Source organism: Candidatus Poribacteria bacterium, from assembly GCA_009839745.1.
Lineage (GTDB): Bacteria > Poribacteria > WGA-4E > WGA-4E > WGA-3G > WGA-3G.
Map to the genome: position 1 here is coordinate 103,868 of VXPE01000041.1, position 17,177 is coordinate 121,044.

Consider the following 17,177-nt stretch of genomic DNA (forward strand, 5'->3'; position numbering starts at 1 on the left):
GTACCAATTCACAAAAGTTATCTACAACAGCGTAGTACTACTTATATTTTATAAACTTCTGTAACTTTTGTCCACCATATAAGACACGGAGCAAAGGAGTTTTCACGCTTTAGCGCAGAGGGGATATCAGTCTTGGTTTGGCTCCTGATAATACTGCCCAAGCACTTCATTGGCGAGACTTCTGCCGTCCTCAATGACGCGTGCGGCGAAATCAAGTGTAACTTGGGTAACGTTATTTTCCTGCGCTCGTTGTTCAATCCGCGTTTGCGTGATATTCCGCATAAATCCGGCAGGCACTAAGTTTAAACGTTCGATTGCCTCCTCCGTCCACTGCACTGGGCTCTCAAAACCCTGAGCGACTCCAGTGTTCCCAGCGTCGGTCTGTGCTTGCACGGCTCTGAGTTCGGGAGCATCTTCACGGACTGCCGCCGCTTCTCCCATACTCTCGTTGATAATCTGGGTTGCAAAATCGTTTGTAATCGTAGCAATCTTTTGAGAACGTGCGGATTTCTCAATACGTGCCTTGACGTTTCGGCGCATATAACCGCGCGGAACCCCCCGCAGTGCCTTTTTCGCCTGCTCTGACCACTGGAGTCGCACGCCGTCAAACGTCTCTTCTTCGGCAGTGCCGCCTTCGTCTACAGCGACATTCTGTAATGAATCCTTGTCAACCCTCTGAAAACGCTCCGGCGGTGAACTACAGACGGGGCATTTCACGGGCTGTTGGTTATGCGCGGCGTAACCACACTCGCCACAGATATACGTCTGGACGGCATCCGATTCCAGTACTTTTTGCTCAGCGATCTCCTTCGCGACGCGGGTCAACTTCTCAGAGGCACGCTGTGGCATAATCGCTTCCATTGCCAGATCAATGACGCTCTCGGTGATTACGGAATGCCCGCGCTCTATAGCGAACCGATGGACGGCTGTCTTGGCGATGCCACGGACGAGCGGTGGTGCCTTCTCCATCCTATCCAATGCTTCCTGCGTCCAGACAAGCGTCTCCTCCGCTTTCACATCGATCTGTGGGAAATAACGTTGGCTCGATAAGAAGACGTTACAAGGTGCGAGGCGCAACAGATTCTCGGCGGTGCTACCGATGTCCATATCCTGTTCACTGTGGACACCGATTCTGCCTAAGACGAGGAGCCACGGGTTCGTTTTTCGTGTGTATTGTAGGATTTTTTCGTAGGCTTTGCCATCAAGTAGGGTAATCTTTAAGGCGTAGTCGTGTTCCTCTTTTGCGATGGAGCGTGCAACCTCTAAGTGTGACTGATAGATTTTTGCCAAGCCTGTGTCAATTACCTCTTCGTGGAGTTGTTCCTGCTCTTTAAATCTGAAAGTCCGTGCGGCGCGTTCCGTGAGCACATTCACCACGGAATTGAAGACGATATAGTGTAGATACGGATCGTAGACACCAACGGCTTCAACCTGTTTATTGAACTTCCGTCCGAGTTGTATCGCGGTTTTCAAGCCTGAGAAAGATTCCGGACTCCCATCGATTCCGACAAGGATATTTCCTTCGCTCTCTTCAATCGGTTCAAGGTCCCGGACGACGAGTGTATCGGTATTGATACGACGAACGACGCGTTCACAGACACCCCCGATAAGACTATCCTTGACGGCACCCATACCGAGTGCCCCCATAATCACAAGATCGTAATCGCCTTCCTGAATATCCTCAACGAGTTTTATGTAGTGTTTGCCTTCCGGCATTCTCGGTTCAAATGGAATCCCAAATTCAGTGCACTTCTGTTTCATCACCTCAAGATAGGAATCCGAGATGAGTTGGAGCCCCATCGTAATGAGCGTGTCGTGGATACGGCGTTGTTTCTCCAGTTCGACCTCGTCCTGATATTCCTCTGGCAGGGTGTATTCCATCTGTTTAAAGCGGACATCGTGCATTTTTGCGGCGTAAACGTGCGAGCCTACCAATTGGGACCCGAACTGCCTCGCGAACGCAACTGATAGCGCGATACTCGCGTCGGAGTAGTCCGAATTGTCAACGGGCACATAGATTTTTTTCATTATTTTTTTCCTTTTAAAACCGTGATCGTTTTTATTTTTCCCTGCTCTCTGTAAAAGGTTTTCGACGCGAACCGCAGAAGCCGCCGAGGATATGCGCAATCAGTGTTGCGGGCCATAGGTAAATCATCGCGGTTTGCCAGTCCCAGTGGAGGACAAAACGGCGCATGACAATGTTAATAACAATCGGTATGTAGAGACATCTGCTCCACGGACGGCTGAACCTTTTAAACCGTCCGCGGTAAAACCCGAACGTGAAATGAACCACAAAAGCTGCAACGGAGATTAATAGGTTCAAATCATTCATTCTTAAGAAGTGCCTTGAGATCCCGTCGTAGGCGCAGGAGTGCCGGTTTACTTCGACTATCATAGTAGTCATGGATGTTCCCATCGGGCGCGACGAGAACGAACCGTGTGCTATGAAGGAGTTCAGTGCCGTTGTGCCCCGCAGCTAAACTGAATCCGTCTTCGGCTAACTCGTAGATAGCCGCCTTATTCCCCGTAAGAAAGTGCCAACGTCTATCGTCAGCCCCATAAGCCTTTGCGTAGCGCGAGAGGACGCGTGATGTATCCCGCTCCGGATCCACGGAGAAGGAGACGAAATAGACGGGATCCGCAACAAATTCGGACTGAAGGCGTGCCATCTCCTGTGTCATTGCCGGACAAATCGTTGGGCAATTGGTGAAGATGAAGTCTGCGACCCAAATTTTGCCCTTCATATCGGACAATGTTAACGGCTTCCCGTTTTGCGTTGTCAGGCGAAAGTTTGGCACGCTAACAGCAGTCGTTTTAGAGAGCTGCACCTCCGATTTGGGGTCAAATACCGACCACAAATTGAGTCCCGCAATGCCAATAATGATGACACCCAGCACTACCCAGATGAGGGTGCTTTTATCAAGCTTCCGTTTCACGTTACCAACATCTTCGGTATGTGTGTCCATATCCAGTCCCCACATCGTAGGGGCGAGGTTCCCTCGCCCGATTAATGAACGGACGTATCTACAACTTCTGTTGTTGGTTCCGTTGCGCCTTCGATTCGTGAGTCTAACGTGAGGTCGGGCATCAACGCGAAAACGAGCAGAACGCAGATAAGGAAGGGGGTCATTACGATAATCGCCAATGTCTTCCTCTCAAATTTCAGATGCATGAAATAATTCGCAACCAAGATGGCCTTAGCACATGCCAGTCCAATGAGCAGAATAGCTTTGACCACCGTCGGGAAATCCGGTATGACGACCAAAAGTTCGAGAACGGTCAGCCCGGTGAGCCACCAGAAAATATTCATGTATTTCGGATGCTCTTTGTGCCCATTTTGTGCCATTTTCATGTCCTCCTACAGTAGATAGATAAAGGTGAAAACCATAATCCAGATAAGATCAACGAAGTGCCAATAGAGTCCCAGGATTTCTACCTCATGGTTAAACTCGGCAGTATATCTACCGCGCAAGCCGTGTATTAAGATAACAATAAGATAGATAACCCCACCGGTTACGTGCATCCCGTGGAAACCTGTGATGGCGTAGAAAGTCGGACCAAAAAGCGTGGAACCGCTGATTGCGGCACCCGATAGCCCGTGGTCGGGGATCCCGGTAAGCGTCAGTCCGTGGTTAATTAGATGATACCATTCATACACCTGTAGGCCGAGGAAGATGATGCCTCCCCCGATCGTCAATCCAAGGAACATGCACATGCGTGAGACATTGCCGTTCTGGATCGACTCCAACGCCTTCACCATCGTGACGCTACTGCATATCAACAGGAATGTCATAAACGCGGTTAACTCAATGCCAAGAATCTCAGTGGGCGGAGCCCAACCGATTCCGCCTGCACCTGCCCGGACAGCGGCATACGCCGCCAACAACGCGCCAAACGACATCGTATCTCCGACGAGGAAGATCCACATGCCGAGTTTACCAAGGCTGTCCGGCGTAAGCGAAGGTTCATATACATCTTCAGTGTGATCTAAAGTGGTAGTGTGTTCCACTACATTTTACTCCTTTCCGTTAAAAGTTTCAGTCGTCACCCGTCAGCAATCAGTTAAGGAGACTTCTGATACGTAGAAAATCTTTCTTTAACCGACTACCGATCACCGATAACCGGTAACCATTCCAATGTAAATAAACTGTGCCACCGATGAGACCGAAAACCGTAAACGGCATCGCCATCAGAAAAAGGATACTCCAATTAAAACCCTTATTGATAGGCTCATCAAGTTCTTTACAGCCCGGACACGCCTCAAGAGACATCGGTACGATGAACATAACGAGTATCAAGATAGATGCCCAGAAAAACAATTTATGCATTCTAACAATTCCTTTACGAGAGATATACCAAAACGTAGAGAATTGGCCAGAGCGCGACAACAAAAATCCAGTAGATCGCACAGGTATCAACGCCGACGTAACGTTCAGCAGAAAAACGTCCTGCCATCGCCATTCCAAAAACGATGAACAGCCAGATAACAGCACTCAGCACGTGGACGGCATGGCACCCGATGAGTACATAAAAGATACCGCCATAGACCCCAGATTGGAGCGTCAGCCCGTTGCGAATCAGCTGCACCCACTCGCTCCCTTGCACACCGAGGAAGAGCAAACCAAGCCCGCCCGTAAGCAGTAGCCAATTGCGGAGTAACTTCAATCGGTCCCTCTGAATTGCGCGGCGTGCTTGAAACATCGTGTAGCCGCTCAATAAGAGCAGTGCCGTGTTAATACCGGTCACCGCACGTGGGAGTTCAATCCCGATGTGCGACGGCGGGGGCCAGGTGACATTTCCGACGCGAAACACGAGAAATGTCCCAATCAAACCTGAGAACAGCATCGTCTCCGCACCGAGCAGGACCAATATGCCCAATCGTGCGTTACTCAAAGGTTTTTTAGCGATTGCTTCTGAGCTGCTGCGTCCGTTGTCCTGGCAGTATTCCAATTGTTAACAAACCTCTTTTCATTGCAGAGCATTTCAAAATCTTGTTTTGAAGAACGGAATACCTACAACTCTGAACCGGTTTTTACATAGTTTTTTAACGACTTCTTCCAATTCGGAGAACGATCTCAACGACCGCCGCGACAATCAGCAACAACCCGATGATACCTAAAACCGGGGTGCCAATCCCCTTGACAACTTTTTCAACGAGCGGAGGCGTTTTGCTACCCGTAACAATTGCCGCGGTTGCGATGATAAACAATCCCACAAACAACAAACACAGGATAATAATGAGGCGACGGTTTCGCTTGCGATGCTCTGGTGCATTCATCTGTGCCATCATCCACGCCCCCTATTTCTCACAACTTTGTATTTCAAGGGATCGGGTCCAAAGCGGTTTTGACCGTAAGTTCCACTGCAACACCCTAATTCAATCAATAGCCAAAAGATACCGATACCCGTAAACGCGATGAGGAGCCACCATCCTGATTTGTCCCGATCATGCAAACGTTTGGTATTTGTAGCTAACAACGCCCAAGTGAGACAGAGAATACAGACACTCACGATCATAGAATCTGTATCCTCAATTTCGAGAAGTCCAACAATTCCACGAACGATAATAAAAACACCGAATATCAGCAACTGCGTCAGCCACCATTTCTCCCGATTAATCCGACCGCTGAACGAGAAGAGGAGTTCAAAGAGTGCCATTTTTCTAATTTTCCTTGCGGTTGGTTAAACGCTAAACCTTGTCCAACGCCATCGTCACAAACACCAACGGCAGATAGAGCAGCGAGGCATATAACAGATAGCGTGCGGCTTTTACGGAGCGTGTGCGTGCTAAATAGATACCAACCGCCAGAAACCCTACCCCTGATAGCAATGCTATGAAGAAATAGACGCTACCGGCGATGTTGTATAACGTCGGTAGCAAACCTATGCCGAGGAGTGCAACACAGTTAACCACAATTTGACGACACGTACTCGTCCCATCCGGATGAATAACCGGCAACAAACGGAATCCCGCATTTGCGTAGTCTTCGCGATAGATGTAGGCGATTGCGAGAGAGTGCGGTATCTGCCACAAAAAGAGTATCGTAAACAGCACCCACGCCTCACCCGTTAGCGATCCTCGTGCGGCAACCCATCCGACGACAGGCGGGAGCGCGCCGGGCACAGCGCCGATAAGCGTACACAGTGAGGTTTTCCGCTTCAGGGGTGTATAGAGAAAAAGATAACTCACGACTATCAGCGAAATGACAAAACCACTCAACATATTGACCGATATTGTCAGATAAAGCATCCCAGCACCCGTGAGGATAGAGCCGATAAGCAGTGCTGTCAGCGGATGCATTCTACCACCGGGGAGCGGTCTCTCTTGCGTCCGTTTCATCTGTGCGTCTACATCGCGTTCAAGATATTGGTTGAGTCCCAAGACACCCGCCGCTGTCAATCCTGCACCAACGAGTGTATGCAGGCATCGGAGCCAATCTACTGTCTGTTGTGCCCCGAGATAGAAGCCCGCAGCAGTCGTGATGAGTATCATCACCACCAATCTCGGTTTGACGAGTTCGATAAAGTCAGCGATGCGATGCACAAAAGTCACCTGCTTTAATGGCGGATTCACTGTATCTGTATTGTCTGGTAACGTTACCGTTGTTGAACGCATTCTTTAATTTTTCCTTATACTTGTCTCATTCTGGGACCAGCACATCACTCGCGGGAGCACCGACACCTACCGATGCATCATTCTCCCGCCAAGCCTATAGAGGCTTGCGCTATTCGGTAGATTTTTAAGGTAAGCACAAAACTGCTCACCAACATGAGGGCACCGACTGCGACATGCGCAGTTGTGATCGTGACCGTGAGTGCGGTTGCGAACGTTTCTCCGAAGGCAGTAAGTTTCGCGAAAAACGCTCCAGTGCCGAGCATCAACTGAATAACAAGCAAACCCAGCAACAATATCGACAGCGATTGCCCAATCCTCTGTGTCTCACTGTCCACGCTAAGCATACGCCTTGCCAACAAAAAGATATGCAGCGCAACCAAGAAAGCGAAGAGAAGATGTGCGTCAAGTCTGCTTCCTGTATGCCGCAAAATCGCGCCAAAGATGAGCTGCATATAAATGAGACACGTCGTAATTAGGCTTAACCGCCGCAATTTCTGTGCTGCCTCAATGAGAGGTTCCCCTGTGTCCCGCCGCCAATCGCGAGAGGTGAACCAAGCGATTCCACAGAGCAGGGCAAAGAACGCTTGTGCGAGGCATGCATGCACTATGGCGAAGTTGCGATTAATCTGCGTGACCCGAAGTCCACCGAGCACGCCTTGCACAATGACAGCGACAAGTGCGGCAAGCCCAAGCCATTTCAGCCATTTGCGTGAATCTCTCACCAAAAGGGCAACAAAGAGACCGACTGTCAAAAGTCCAACGAGGGAGCCCATAAGCCGATGACTATGTTCGTATAAGATGCCTCCTACCATTTCTGAGAGTGGATAGAGGAACATATTATACCCAAAGGTCGTCGGCCAATCAGGCACCGCTAATCCGGATTCTGTACTCGTGACAATCCCGCCGATGACAATCAATAAGAACGTCGCGCCTGCGGTGAGACGCGCCATTCTGTGCAGCCATGGGCTATAATTCATTTTTTCGTCCATGCCTATATTAGAAAATTAGTCACCGCTTGTTGCGGGGGCATGCTCAGGCTGCGCTTGCGGGGTCCAATCATCCTCTTCACCGGGAACACTATATTCATAGGGACCCCGGTAGACAGTCGGAATTTGACTGAAATTGCCGTGTGGCACAGGTGTGGGTGCCTCCCACTCCAAGGTAGTCACCTGCCACGGATTCTGTTCGGCAACCTTTCCTCGATACATGCTCCAGAAGAAGTTAAAGACCAGTATCAACTGTGCAAACCCAAGGGTAAACGCACTCATCGTGATAAAGATGTTCATGCCCTCAAACGTTTGTAGGAATTCATACTGCATCGGGTTGGAGATACGTCGCATGTGTCCACCCACGCCGAGAATATGCATCGGGAAGAAGGTACAGTTAAATGCAATGAACGTCAACCAAAAATGGATTTTGGAGAGTACATCGTTCATATAGCGTCCGTACATCTTCGGGAACCAGAAAATAATGCCCCCGAAAATAGCGAACAGACTTCCACCGAACACGACATAGTGAATGTGTGCGACAATGTAGTAGGTATCGTGGATGAAGATGTCAACCGGCGTATTTGCCATATAGATACCGCTCAATCCGCCAATCACAAACATTGAGACGAAGGCAATACCGTGGAGCATCGGTGCCGTGAATTTGATTGCCCCTCGGAACATTGTGCCGAGCCAGTTAAATGTCTTGATGGCTGACGGCACCGCAATGAGCATCGTTGTCGTCATGAACACAGAGCCGAGTCCGGGTCGCATACCACTCTGGAACATGTGGTGTCCCCAAACAATCCATCCCAGAAACGCGATGGCGATCATTGCGTAGACCATGGAACGATATCCGAAGATCGGTTTCCGTGAGAAGACAGCAATCAATTCGGAAGCGATCCCCATGCCGGGTAAGATAAGGATATAGACCTCCGGGTGTCCGAAGAACCAGAAAAGGTGCTGCCACAAGAGCGGGTCGCCGCCGCCTTCTGCAGTCGCAGTAAAGAACGTTGTTCCCGCAAGCCTATCAAAGATGAGCAGTGCGAGTGCTGAGGACAGCACAGGGAATGCGAGTAGCAACAGGATCGCGACGATGAAAAGCGACCAGATGACCAACGGGAGTCGGAAGAACGTCATTCCGGGTGCGCGCATATTGATAATCGTCGTAATGTAGTTAATAGACCCGACCAGTGAGGAGAACCCTTGAATGAGCAGGCTAATCGCCCAGAGGTTCTGTCCCCAGTCAACCCCTGTCCACTGCGGGTCAGAGGAGAGCGGTGCGTAGCCTGTCCATCCGGCTGCAGCGTGTCCACCGGGTACAAAGAAGCCGACGACCATAATAATTGCCGCAAGGACAGCCAACCAAAAGGAAAGCATATTGAGGATAGGAAACGCCATATCCCGTGTGCCAATCATCAACGGAATCAGGAAATTTCCGAAAGCCCCTACCAAGATCGGAACCACGACGAAGAACACCATAATGGTGGCATGCATCGTAAACAGCATATTGTAAAATGCCGGTTCGACGACGCCGTTGGGCATGTTTACCTCAAGCCACTCTTCTTTCTCGGATTCGTAAATACTCTCCCACATCCTGTCAGCACCGGTGACGACTTCACCCTCTTCCATATATTGTTCCGATGCCCCGATGATGGGTAACGGTTTTTCGGGATAGGCGAGTTGCCATCTAAAGAGAAGTGCAAGCCCGCCACCGAGGAAAAACATAATCAGTCCGTAGATCAGGAACTGCTTGCCGATCATCTTGTGGTCGAGCGAAAAGATATATTTGCTAATAAAACTTTCTTCGTGATGATGTGACGCATGTTCGTTATCGTGCATCGTTATTCTCCTCCTTTACGGCCATCTTTCTTGCACCCAGGCATCGTAGTTTTCCTGCGTATGCACATTGAGATACCCGAGCATCCCGGAGTGTCCAAATCCACACAATTCGGCGCACGGAATCTCATAACGACCTGCTTTTGTTGCCTCAAACCAGACGTTGATAAATCGGTTGGGCAAACTATCCTGTTTCAGTCGCAATTGCGGCACAAAAAAACTGTGGATGACATCCTCAGAGGTTAATCGGATATGCACGACCGCGTTGACCGGCACATGCAATTCGTTTTCCAATTTCAGGTCATCATCCGTTCCCAACTCGTTATCGGGTCCGGGGTAGGTCATATCCCAGTTAAACTGTTTTCCACTGACCTGGACGACGACATCTGGATTATCAGGAAATTGTGTTGGCGACTTAATATTATTCCACTGCGGGTAACTGAGCATCGCGAGTCCGAAGACAATCACCGTCGTAGCAGCGGTCCAGACAATTTCCAACGTTGTGCTACCTTCAATGTAAGCTGCCCTTTTTCCTTCCTGATGGCGATATTTAATCAGGAAAACGATAAGGGTTCCCATCACAAGGATGAACACAACAAGGGTAAGATAGTAAATACCGTAAAAGAGGTTATCAACGCCTTGCCCGAACGTTGATACGTTCTCTGGGAGCCATTGAAGCATTAAATTCTCCTTTTAAGGGTTATATTAATTTGCCTGTGCAGACGCGGTGAGCGTTGCCCCTAAATACGTCAAAACACAAAACAGACCGGTAATCAGCAAAGAGAGGGTCCACGCCGATCCCTCTCCAATTGCCTTCGCGGGGGTGTCAAGGTAGAGGCTCTGCCGAAAAGCGGCAAGCCCATACGTTAACGGATTGAATCTCATTGTCCATTCTAACCAACCGGGCACGCCCGTACTCGGGAAAAACGCGCCAGAGAGTAACCATATCGGAATCAGCAGGAGGTTCATAATCGCATGAAACCCTTGCGTTGATTCCATCCGCCATGCGATGAGGAGTCCGAGGTTTGTCAAACCAAACGCCAAAAGTGTCATTACACCGAGCGTAGCAAAGAGCGACGCCGCACCCAATCGGATGCCGGTTATCGGTGCGAGAAGTAGCAACAGAACACCCTGCAAGAGTGCCAATGTCGTGCCACCTAACGCCTGTGCGAGCACAACCTGCCATCTTGGCACGGGAGCTACGAGGACACCTTGCAAAAAACCTTCACGTCGGTCATTCACGACAGAAATTGTAGCGAAAATGGACGTAAAAAGCAAGACCAAAACGACAATGCCGGGATAAAAGTACGCAATATAACTCATCTCGCCGGTTTCACCCGAGGGCTGAAAAGAGGCACTCAAGCCGCTTCCGATGAGCAACCAAAATACTAACGGTTGCGCGATAGCACTGAAGAGTCGACTCCGCTGGCGATAAAATCTGATGATTTCACGCCACCATATCGTTGCAATCGGCATTATTTTAATTTTTCCTATCGGTTCGGTAATGACGCGCCGCTCCGTATATCCGCCCTCCGCTACGCTTACGGGCTATGCACTTGAGTTTACCCTAGACAGTAGCCTGCAACAGAATCAACGGTATGAAGCCGCGTGTGGGCTTCACCGGGCGCAGGCAGGACTACGGAAAACCCCTTATGCGTCAAATTCACCTGAACGAACCGCAAGGTAAAATTAAATTACCCGTCAATTTTATGAACACATCTTCCAGCGTCGGTTTCCCAAATCGAACCGATTGGACCTCATCTGGAAAGGCGGCAACTAAATCTCGGACGAACTCATGTCCGTGTTCACATTCAACCCGAAGGTGATTATCGGTTAGCACTGGTGAAATACCGAAATTCTCAACAATCCCGGTGCGGAGGACTTCAGTGTCCACGCACTCTATGAGAACAACATCACCACCGACGTGCGCCTTGAGTTCGTCAGGAGGTCCGAGGGCGACGAGCCTACCTGCATCCAGAATACCGACCCTGTTGCACGCCTCCGCATCATCAAGGAGATGCGTCGTTAGCAGAACGAGGATATTTTCTGTATGCGCGAGGGCACTGAGAGCATCGTTGAACTGCCGGCGCGCAGCGACATCCAATCCACTTGTCGGTTCGTCAAGGAGTAGAACACGCGGGGAATGGAGCATCGCTTTCGCGATTTCAACGCGTCTTTGTAACCCCCCTGATAAGCGTTCAACAGGCTCTTTTGCTCTATCGGCGACTCCAAAACGTTCGAGGAGTTCCGAGGTCCGGTGACGCAGTGTTTTACCAGCAAGCCCATATAGGTGTCCGTGGTGCCGTAAATTCTCAACGACGGTAAGCTTGCCATCGAGTCCTGGGTGTTGAAAAACCACACCTAAGAGATCCCGAACCGCCTTCACCTCAGCAGCTACGTCATGTCCGAAGATACGCACACGACCGGAAGTTATCGGCATCAGGGTGGACAAAATCTTAAAAAGGGTCGTTTTTCCACTCCCGTTTGGTCCGAGGAGCCCGAAAATCTCGCCGCATGAGACGCTAAAACTGACATTGTCAAGGGCGCGTCGTTCCTGATATGAATGCGAGAGATTTTCTACGTCAATCACTTCAGTTTCAGTGTGAAATCTTGTGTTACACTACCACCGGCTTCTACAGTAACAGAAGCGGGAGAACCGCTGTTCGTGCCACACGCTTCATGCCAATAACCGAGTTTATAGGTACCCGCTGGGACATCTTCAAGTGTGAATTCACCCTTTTCATTCGTTACAGCAAAATAGGGATGCGGGACGTAAGCGATCCAAGCGGACATCCATCCGTGAATGTCACACTTTACCGAGACGGGTCCTTCCGCCTTTTTTACACCAGCAAGGGGCATTTTCCTGCGGTTTTTCGTCTGCTGTTTGTTAACCGGCTTGTTGATACTACTGAAGATATGAACGTTGTGATTAACTTTATCGGTATTGAGCATCGTCAACCGAGTACCGACTGGAACAATTTGGACATGCGGCGTGAACTTGCAGCCTTTCTGATCCATTTCCAGTTTGGTGGCTTTGTCAAAATCTTTGCCTTTTGAAACGTCGATGAGGTAAACAATGGTATTTTTTAAAGCGTTGCCTTCACCGACGACGACCGATTCATCGTACTTTTCGGTAGCACCACAAACTGCTTGATCTTTTGTGATTTCCAATGCTTTCATTTCAGGCATGTCTCCCTCAAACTTCACAACGCCGTTAATTGTGCCGCCATTGCTGACGCTTCCAGCACTATAGGCATCAGGAAATACTAACATTTCCACTTCGCCTGCACCACTGTCAGCCGCAAAAGCACTACCGACATAACAGCACGCGAGAAGGATAGCAAGACTTGCCAAGAAATAGGTTTTCATTTTTTCTCCTTTTTTCAACTATTGGAATCTGGGCATCGCTCCACTACGTTTCGCGATGTTTTTTGGTTAAGTATGAGGCGTGAGTTGACCGAAAGCCTGCCTGAAACACAGTGGAAGGCAGCGCAAACGCCCAATAATTAGGAAACTGAATTTCTCCGTTGAACGGCTGCCCGTAAACCGAAGAGCAAGCCGAGAGAGAGAATCGCAATCAAAGGCGGATAAACGAACCGTCTTGAAGACGGAACGGGTTCAAGTACAAAAGTATACCAACTGGAGACGACCCGTTTCGCATCAACATCGCCGTTCGCGCCATCCCATGCGGAGAAGGCGATAGGCACAAAGACCCCCGGGTCAAGTTGCAAGTCCTTTTTGTCATCGGTCTTCAAGGCACGTTTTACCCACAATTTGTACTGTCCATCTGTGTAAACACCCTGCACTTGTAACGCCCCTTGTGCTTCCTGAACTTCGGCAGCGTTGATTCCCTTAGCGGTAAGCTCGGTTACCTGCTCCGGGGTGGAGGCTTTCCAGTGCCAGAGATAGACGGGTAACCTACCGCCCCATAAGAAATAAGGCTTCGGTGCGGTCGGACCTTGTGGCACCTTCACCGGAAATTGAATCGCCAACGCGTCCTCAAGGGGTTTCCCAGTCGTCTCGTCGGTGTCGTCGCCAGTCGTGTGTGTCCGATCATCCCACGTGAAGAGGAACACCACTTCCGTGTCGTTATAAAACGATTTGACGTCCACAGAATCAATTGTTGGATTGAACTGTCGAGGTTCAATGACGACCTGTCCAACGAGAGGAAAGTGCCTGGCTTGAAGCGTTTCCCACACGGCATCCTCTATTCCGGGTAGCGCGTCTTGAATGTATTGTGAGCGGAGGACGTTTTTTCCGATCGCAGGTTCCGGACGTTTTTCAGGCGCGAGAGATTTAACGTAGTTCGCTAAATGCCAACTCTTTTCATAGACGACCTGCATCGCGTCATCGTATGTCTGCTGCTCAGCCGCGGTCAGTTCTATGCCTTCTGTTCGATTGAGTGCGAGGTCAACAGCGACATCCATTTTCTCGTAAAACTTCTCGGATTCCGCTTCCTCTGCCTCTGTCAGTTCATCTTTGTTTTCCAATTCGGTGAGCCGTTTGGATTCTTCCACCGTCAATCCGAAATGCAGGAAACTATCACCTTCAAATGCTGGCATGGGTGAACCTGCGATTCCGCCGATGAATCGTTTGAAAATGGCTTCAGTGTCAGCGCCCCCTCGGAAATTCCAACTTTGTGCCAGATTCGCGGGCCACGTCTGGAACCCCCATTCATCCGTCAACGTAGGTGCGGACGTGCCATCACCCCGTCCAACATTACCGTGGCATTCCACACAACCGAGTTCAACATAAAGTCCCTTTCCAATTTCCACGCTCTGCTCAGCGTAAGAGATTTTACCGTCCAGACCGATTTCCCGGGGTGCTTCCCCCTCTTTAAACCCATCGTAAAAGGTTTTGATATATGCCACAACTTCCCAACGCTCGTCGGCACTTAGGGAGGTTTCCCAACCGGGCATTGACGATCCGGGCATCCCTATGGTAATAATGTCAAAGAGGTCTTGATCCGTCGGGAGTTGCCCGCTCTCTGTAGATCGAATCTTATACAAACCGCGTGTGAAATCCCTCGGTCTCGGCAGGAGATTTTCAGCGGCAGAACCGTCACCTCGTCCTTCGGTGCCGTGGCAGTGGGCGCAGCTCTCGTCATATACCTCTTTCCCTTTCTCAGAAGCCTCTGGAGCATTCTGAGCGTGCGCTGACATAACAGCACACAGCAATCCCAAGACCAGCATCAGGAGAGTTACATTTCTGGTTTTCATCTTTAGTGTGCCTCCCCAAAGGTTCGTGGCTGATAGCCGGTGTATTCGGATAGAAAGAGAATCACGTCCCAAATTTCGTCTTTTGTCAAGTAGTTCTCCCAGATAGGCATCGCCGAATCCCAAGGTGTGCCAGCTGCCGGTAATCCCGGTCCCCCCTTTGCGATCCGCCAAAAAAAGAAAGACTCTTGGAAGTTAGGAATAATCCCCGGATCTTGGAAATTAGCAGGAAGCGGTTGGAGGTGCGGTGCGAAATGCCCCTGCCCATCCAGGTGATCCCCATGGCAGTAAAAGCAGTTTTGGTAGTAGACGCGCCTGCCGTTCTCAACATGCGCTTTGAACGCCTCCGGATCATCTTTTTCATAATGCCGGAACGGATTCACGACATCTTGCATCGTGCCGATAACCTCATCTTTATAGGTTAATTCAAGCGGCGGCGATGGGTGTGCATCACGCGGGCTTCCAGGAGGATTCGCGCGCTGGGCGATAATCGAATAGGTATAACCGAGCAGGAACAACGGGATTAACACCGCGATAACGCGGCGGCGGACTCGACGTTTGTCCTCAACGAGCGTTTCACGGATAGGGCGCAAAAATTCCCGAAAGAGTGAATCCTCAACGGAAATATGCACCAAGATCGCGATTATAATCAACCCCATATACATCGCAATCACGCTGCCCGGTATCGGCACTGAGACGATGCCACCAATGGCAAACCGCAGGACTACCCAAGAACCTACCAGAACTATGAGACATATTGTGAAGAGTGACAGCTTTTTCATTTTTTTAACTATGTGCTTCGGGTCGGGGTTTCCGTTGTCAACCCCGATCTAAAGTTGATAAAGCACCTTTTTTAGGCTATGAAATGTTTTTTTAACGATTCAGTATCTGCAAGGACAACGGACGCAGCAGCCCAGAAACAATAGATTAAAATTATTCGGCGGAAGCGTCATCTGTCTCTGCTGGTGCTGCTTCCGCTGTCGCGCCAGTGAGTGTGCTTAAGAAGGAGAGCAAATTGCTCATATCCGATACCGATAACAGTAGTGGGAAATTTTCGGGCATCGGCGATGTAACCAGCAATTTCTTTCCGGAGGCACGGGTAAAGGTCGCTTCCTCAAGATCAAATGTATCAAAGATTTCTTCACTCCCGTCAACGATGAGGACGATTTCGTCGTCATCCATGGAGCCTGAAACGTAGTCGCCAACAATTTCATCGCCATCAAAAGTGATAACCGTCATCTGGCTTTTCACGTCTGTCTTGGAAAAGGACCGATCCTCGCCACCGATCTTAAGCGTCACGGTGTCATCGGTTTCCGAAACGATTTCCCCGCTTACGGGGGCATCTGAATCCGTAGGCGTTAGTGTCAACGTAAAATAACCTCTCGCTTGCAGGTTGCTCAGTTCTTCAATCGGCTCATCGTCGAGTTCGGTCAATAAAAGGGTATGCTCCTCTTCAACACCATCCGCCGTTTTGGTTCGGACGACAATCCGTTCTGTGTCCTGCGAGACAAGGGTGCCTTGATAGGTTGTTCCGTTCGCACGGACGATAACGGCACCGTAACCGCTTACGATTTGTGCGCCGGGCACCAAGACCGACTCCTCAAGATACCGCATGTCGTTAAAGGCGGCAATTTCAGAGAGGTCGGGTGCAGTGACGACTTCAAAATCTGTAGTCTCACCTGCAGCTGGACTTTCTATACCCGTCACAGCGTGGCACGAGATACACGCCGCAGTCACAAATACCTTTTTGCCGAGTTCGGGATCCCCCGTCAGCAGGGGTGGAAGTGCTGCAGCGATTGTCCCCGCATCCGCCCGATCTATCGGTTCATCAAAGGGTGTTGGGTCAATCTCACCACCGAGGCTCTGGAGGTAAGCGATAACTGCCTCAATCTCTAATTTAGAGAGAGCGATGGGTGGCTTCCAAATCTCTGGCATAATTTTGCCGTATCCGGGCACAAGATATTTGTGAGGTTCATAAAGCGATTCGATGAGATAGGTTTTGGCATCCGTGCCTGGGACGCGACTGGCGGCGTTAATGCCGATGTCTGTGAGATCCGGACACCTTCCTGGTGGTGCCGATGGATCAACGGTATGACATGCGGCACACTGCCCCTTTCCATTAAACACCAAGGCACCTTGCTCAGCGACTGCGTCTGGGTCGCTCCAATCCAGTGATGTCAGATTCACCGCTGTGGAACTTTCCGGGACCAGCCCCGCGACGAAGGCGTAAAACCATATCACGGCAAGCGAAAACGTCAACAACTTCATGACGTTCGACCACAAAACGATATTTACAATCACCGAAATGAGAAACCAAACCGACCACGGTAACAAGTTCTCTGAGGCGACCGGAAACGCCGATGCCCCGGCAATATAGGCGATGAAACTCACCACCATTAAGATGAGACTCGCGATTTTTATCAGCGTATCCCTTGACATTTTTTAATTATTCCTTGCGCTTAAATGACGTGGGTTTGAAATTTAACGTTTCCGTTCTCAACTCCGCTCTCTATTTCATTA

The 17,177-nt window shown here is 49.9% G+C and carries 19 protein-coding genes; all 19 read right to left on the minus strand.

What is annotated here, in order from left to right; genetic code table 11:
- Positions 1-126 precede the first annotated feature (126 nt).
- The 19 genes from F4X88_06555 to F4X88_06645 all read right to left on the minus strand — a co-directional run bounded on the left by F4X88_06555 (position 127) and on the right by F4X88_06645 (position 17,096).
- Positions 127-2,028 carry a universal stress protein UspA gene (locus F4X88_06555; protein MYA55934.1) on the minus strand — a complete coding sequence of 634 codons (1,902 nt, stop codon included), beginning with the start codon at positions 2,026-2,028 and terminating at the stop codon, positions 127-129.
- A gap of 31 nt (positions 2,029-2,059) precedes the next feature.
- A complete protein-coding gene (locus F4X88_06560) occupies positions 2,060-2,332 on the minus strand; it encodes a hypothetical protein (protein MYA55935.1) in 273 nt (90 codons plus the stop codon).
- Entirely contained in the window at positions 2,325-2,981 is a 657-nt protein-coding gene (locus F4X88_06565; protein ID MYA55936.1) for an SCO family protein, read from the minus strand. Before F4X88_06565 ends, F4X88_06560 begins: the two co-directional genes overlap by 8 nt.
- A gap of 26 nt (positions 2,982-3,007) precedes the next feature.
- Positions 3,008-3,352 carry a cytochrome C oxidase subunit IV family protein gene (locus F4X88_06570; protein MYA55937.1) on the minus strand — a complete coding sequence of 115 codons (345 nt, stop codon included), beginning with the start codon at positions 3,350-3,352 and terminating at the stop codon, positions 3,008-3,010.
- Between the two features lie 6 nt (positions 3,353-3,358).
- A complete protein-coding gene (locus tag F4X88_06575) occupies positions 3,359-4,009 on the minus strand; it encodes a cytochrome oxidase subunit III (GenBank protein ID MYA55938.1) in 651 nt (216 codons plus the stop codon).
- A 49-nt stretch (positions 4,010-4,058) separates the two neighbouring features.
- Positions 4,059-4,328: a hypothetical protein gene (locus tag F4X88_06580; protein MYA55939.1), complete on the minus strand. Its 270-nt coding sequence runs from the start codon at positions 4,326-4,328 to the stop codon at positions 4,059-4,061.
- A 13-nt stretch (positions 4,329-4,341) separates the two neighbouring features.
- Positions 4,342-4,950, minus strand: a complete 609-nt coding sequence (locus F4X88_06585) for a heme-copper oxidase subunit III (GenBank protein MYA55940.1) — start codon at positions 4,948-4,950, stop codon at positions 4,342-4,344.
- A 94-nt stretch (positions 4,951-5,044) separates the two neighbouring features.
- Positions 5,045-5,290 (minus strand): hypothetical protein, encoded by a 246-nt coding sequence (locus F4X88_06590; protein MYA55941.1) that lies wholly within the window; start codon positions 5,288-5,290, stop codon positions 5,045-5,047.
- Entirely contained in the window at positions 5,287-5,658 is a 372-nt protein-coding gene (locus F4X88_06595; protein MYA55942.1) for a DUF805 domain-containing protein, read from the minus strand. The genes F4X88_06590 and F4X88_06595 overlap by 4 nt, the downstream gene beginning before the upstream one ends.
- Positions 5,659-5,689: 31 nt before the next feature.
- Positions 5,690-6,616 carry a protoheme IX farnesyltransferase gene (gene cyoE / locus F4X88_06600; protein MYA55943.1) on the minus strand — a complete coding sequence of 309 codons (927 nt, stop codon included), beginning with the start codon at positions 6,614-6,616 and terminating at the stop codon, positions 5,690-5,692.
- Between the two features lie 77 nt (positions 6,617-6,693).
- Positions 6,694-7,605: a hypothetical protein gene (locus tag F4X88_06605; GenBank protein ID MYA55944.1), complete on the minus strand. Its 912-nt coding sequence runs from the start codon at positions 7,603-7,605 to the stop codon at positions 6,694-6,696.
- Positions 7,606-7,620: 15 nt separating this feature from the next.
- Complete coding sequence (locus F4X88_06610) at positions 7,621-9,444, minus strand: cytochrome c oxidase subunit I (protein MYA55945.1); 1,824 nt, start codon at positions 9,442-9,444, stop codon at positions 7,621-7,623.
- Positions 9,445-9,459: 15 nt separating this feature from the next.
- Positions 9,460-10,122, minus strand: a complete 663-nt coding sequence (coxB, locus tag F4X88_06615) for a cytochrome c oxidase subunit II (GenBank protein MYA55946.1) — start codon at positions 10,120-10,122, stop codon at positions 9,460-9,462.
- Positions 10,123-10,146: 24 nt separating this feature from the next.
- Positions 10,147-10,911 (minus strand): multidrug ABC transporter permease, encoded by a 765-nt coding sequence (locus F4X88_06620; GenBank protein MYA55947.1) that lies wholly within the window; start codon positions 10,909-10,911, stop codon positions 10,147-10,149.
- 193 nt (positions 10,912-11,104) lie between these two features.
- Positions 11,105-12,031: an ABC transporter ATP-binding protein gene (locus tag F4X88_06625; GenBank protein ID MYA55948.1), complete on the minus strand. Its 927-nt coding sequence runs from the start codon at positions 12,029-12,031 to the stop codon at positions 11,105-11,107.
- A gap of 345 nt (positions 12,032-12,376) precedes the next feature.
- The gene (locus F4X88_06630) at positions 12,377-12,445 is read right to left on the minus strand and encodes a hypothetical protein (protein MYA55949.1); all 69 of its coding nucleotides are present in this window, start codon (positions 12,443-12,445) and stop codon (positions 12,377-12,379) included.
- Between the two features lie 502 nt (positions 12,446-12,947).
- A complete protein-coding gene (locus F4X88_06635; GenBank protein MYA55950.1) occupies positions 12,948-14,660 on the minus strand; it encodes a c-type cytochrome in 1,713 nt (570 codons plus the stop codon).
- Between the two features lie 2 nt (positions 14,661-14,662).
- Positions 14,663-15,439: a cytochrome c gene (locus tag F4X88_06640; GenBank protein ID MYA55951.1), complete on the minus strand. Its 777-nt coding sequence runs from the start codon at positions 15,437-15,439 to the stop codon at positions 14,663-14,665.
- 151 nt (positions 15,440-15,590) lie between these two features.
- Positions 15,591-17,096 (minus strand): c-type cytochrome, encoded by a 1,506-nt coding sequence (locus F4X88_06645; GenBank protein ID MYA55952.1) that lies wholly within the window; start codon positions 17,094-17,096, stop codon positions 15,591-15,593.
- Between the last annotated feature and the right edge of the window lie 81 nt (positions 17,097-17,177).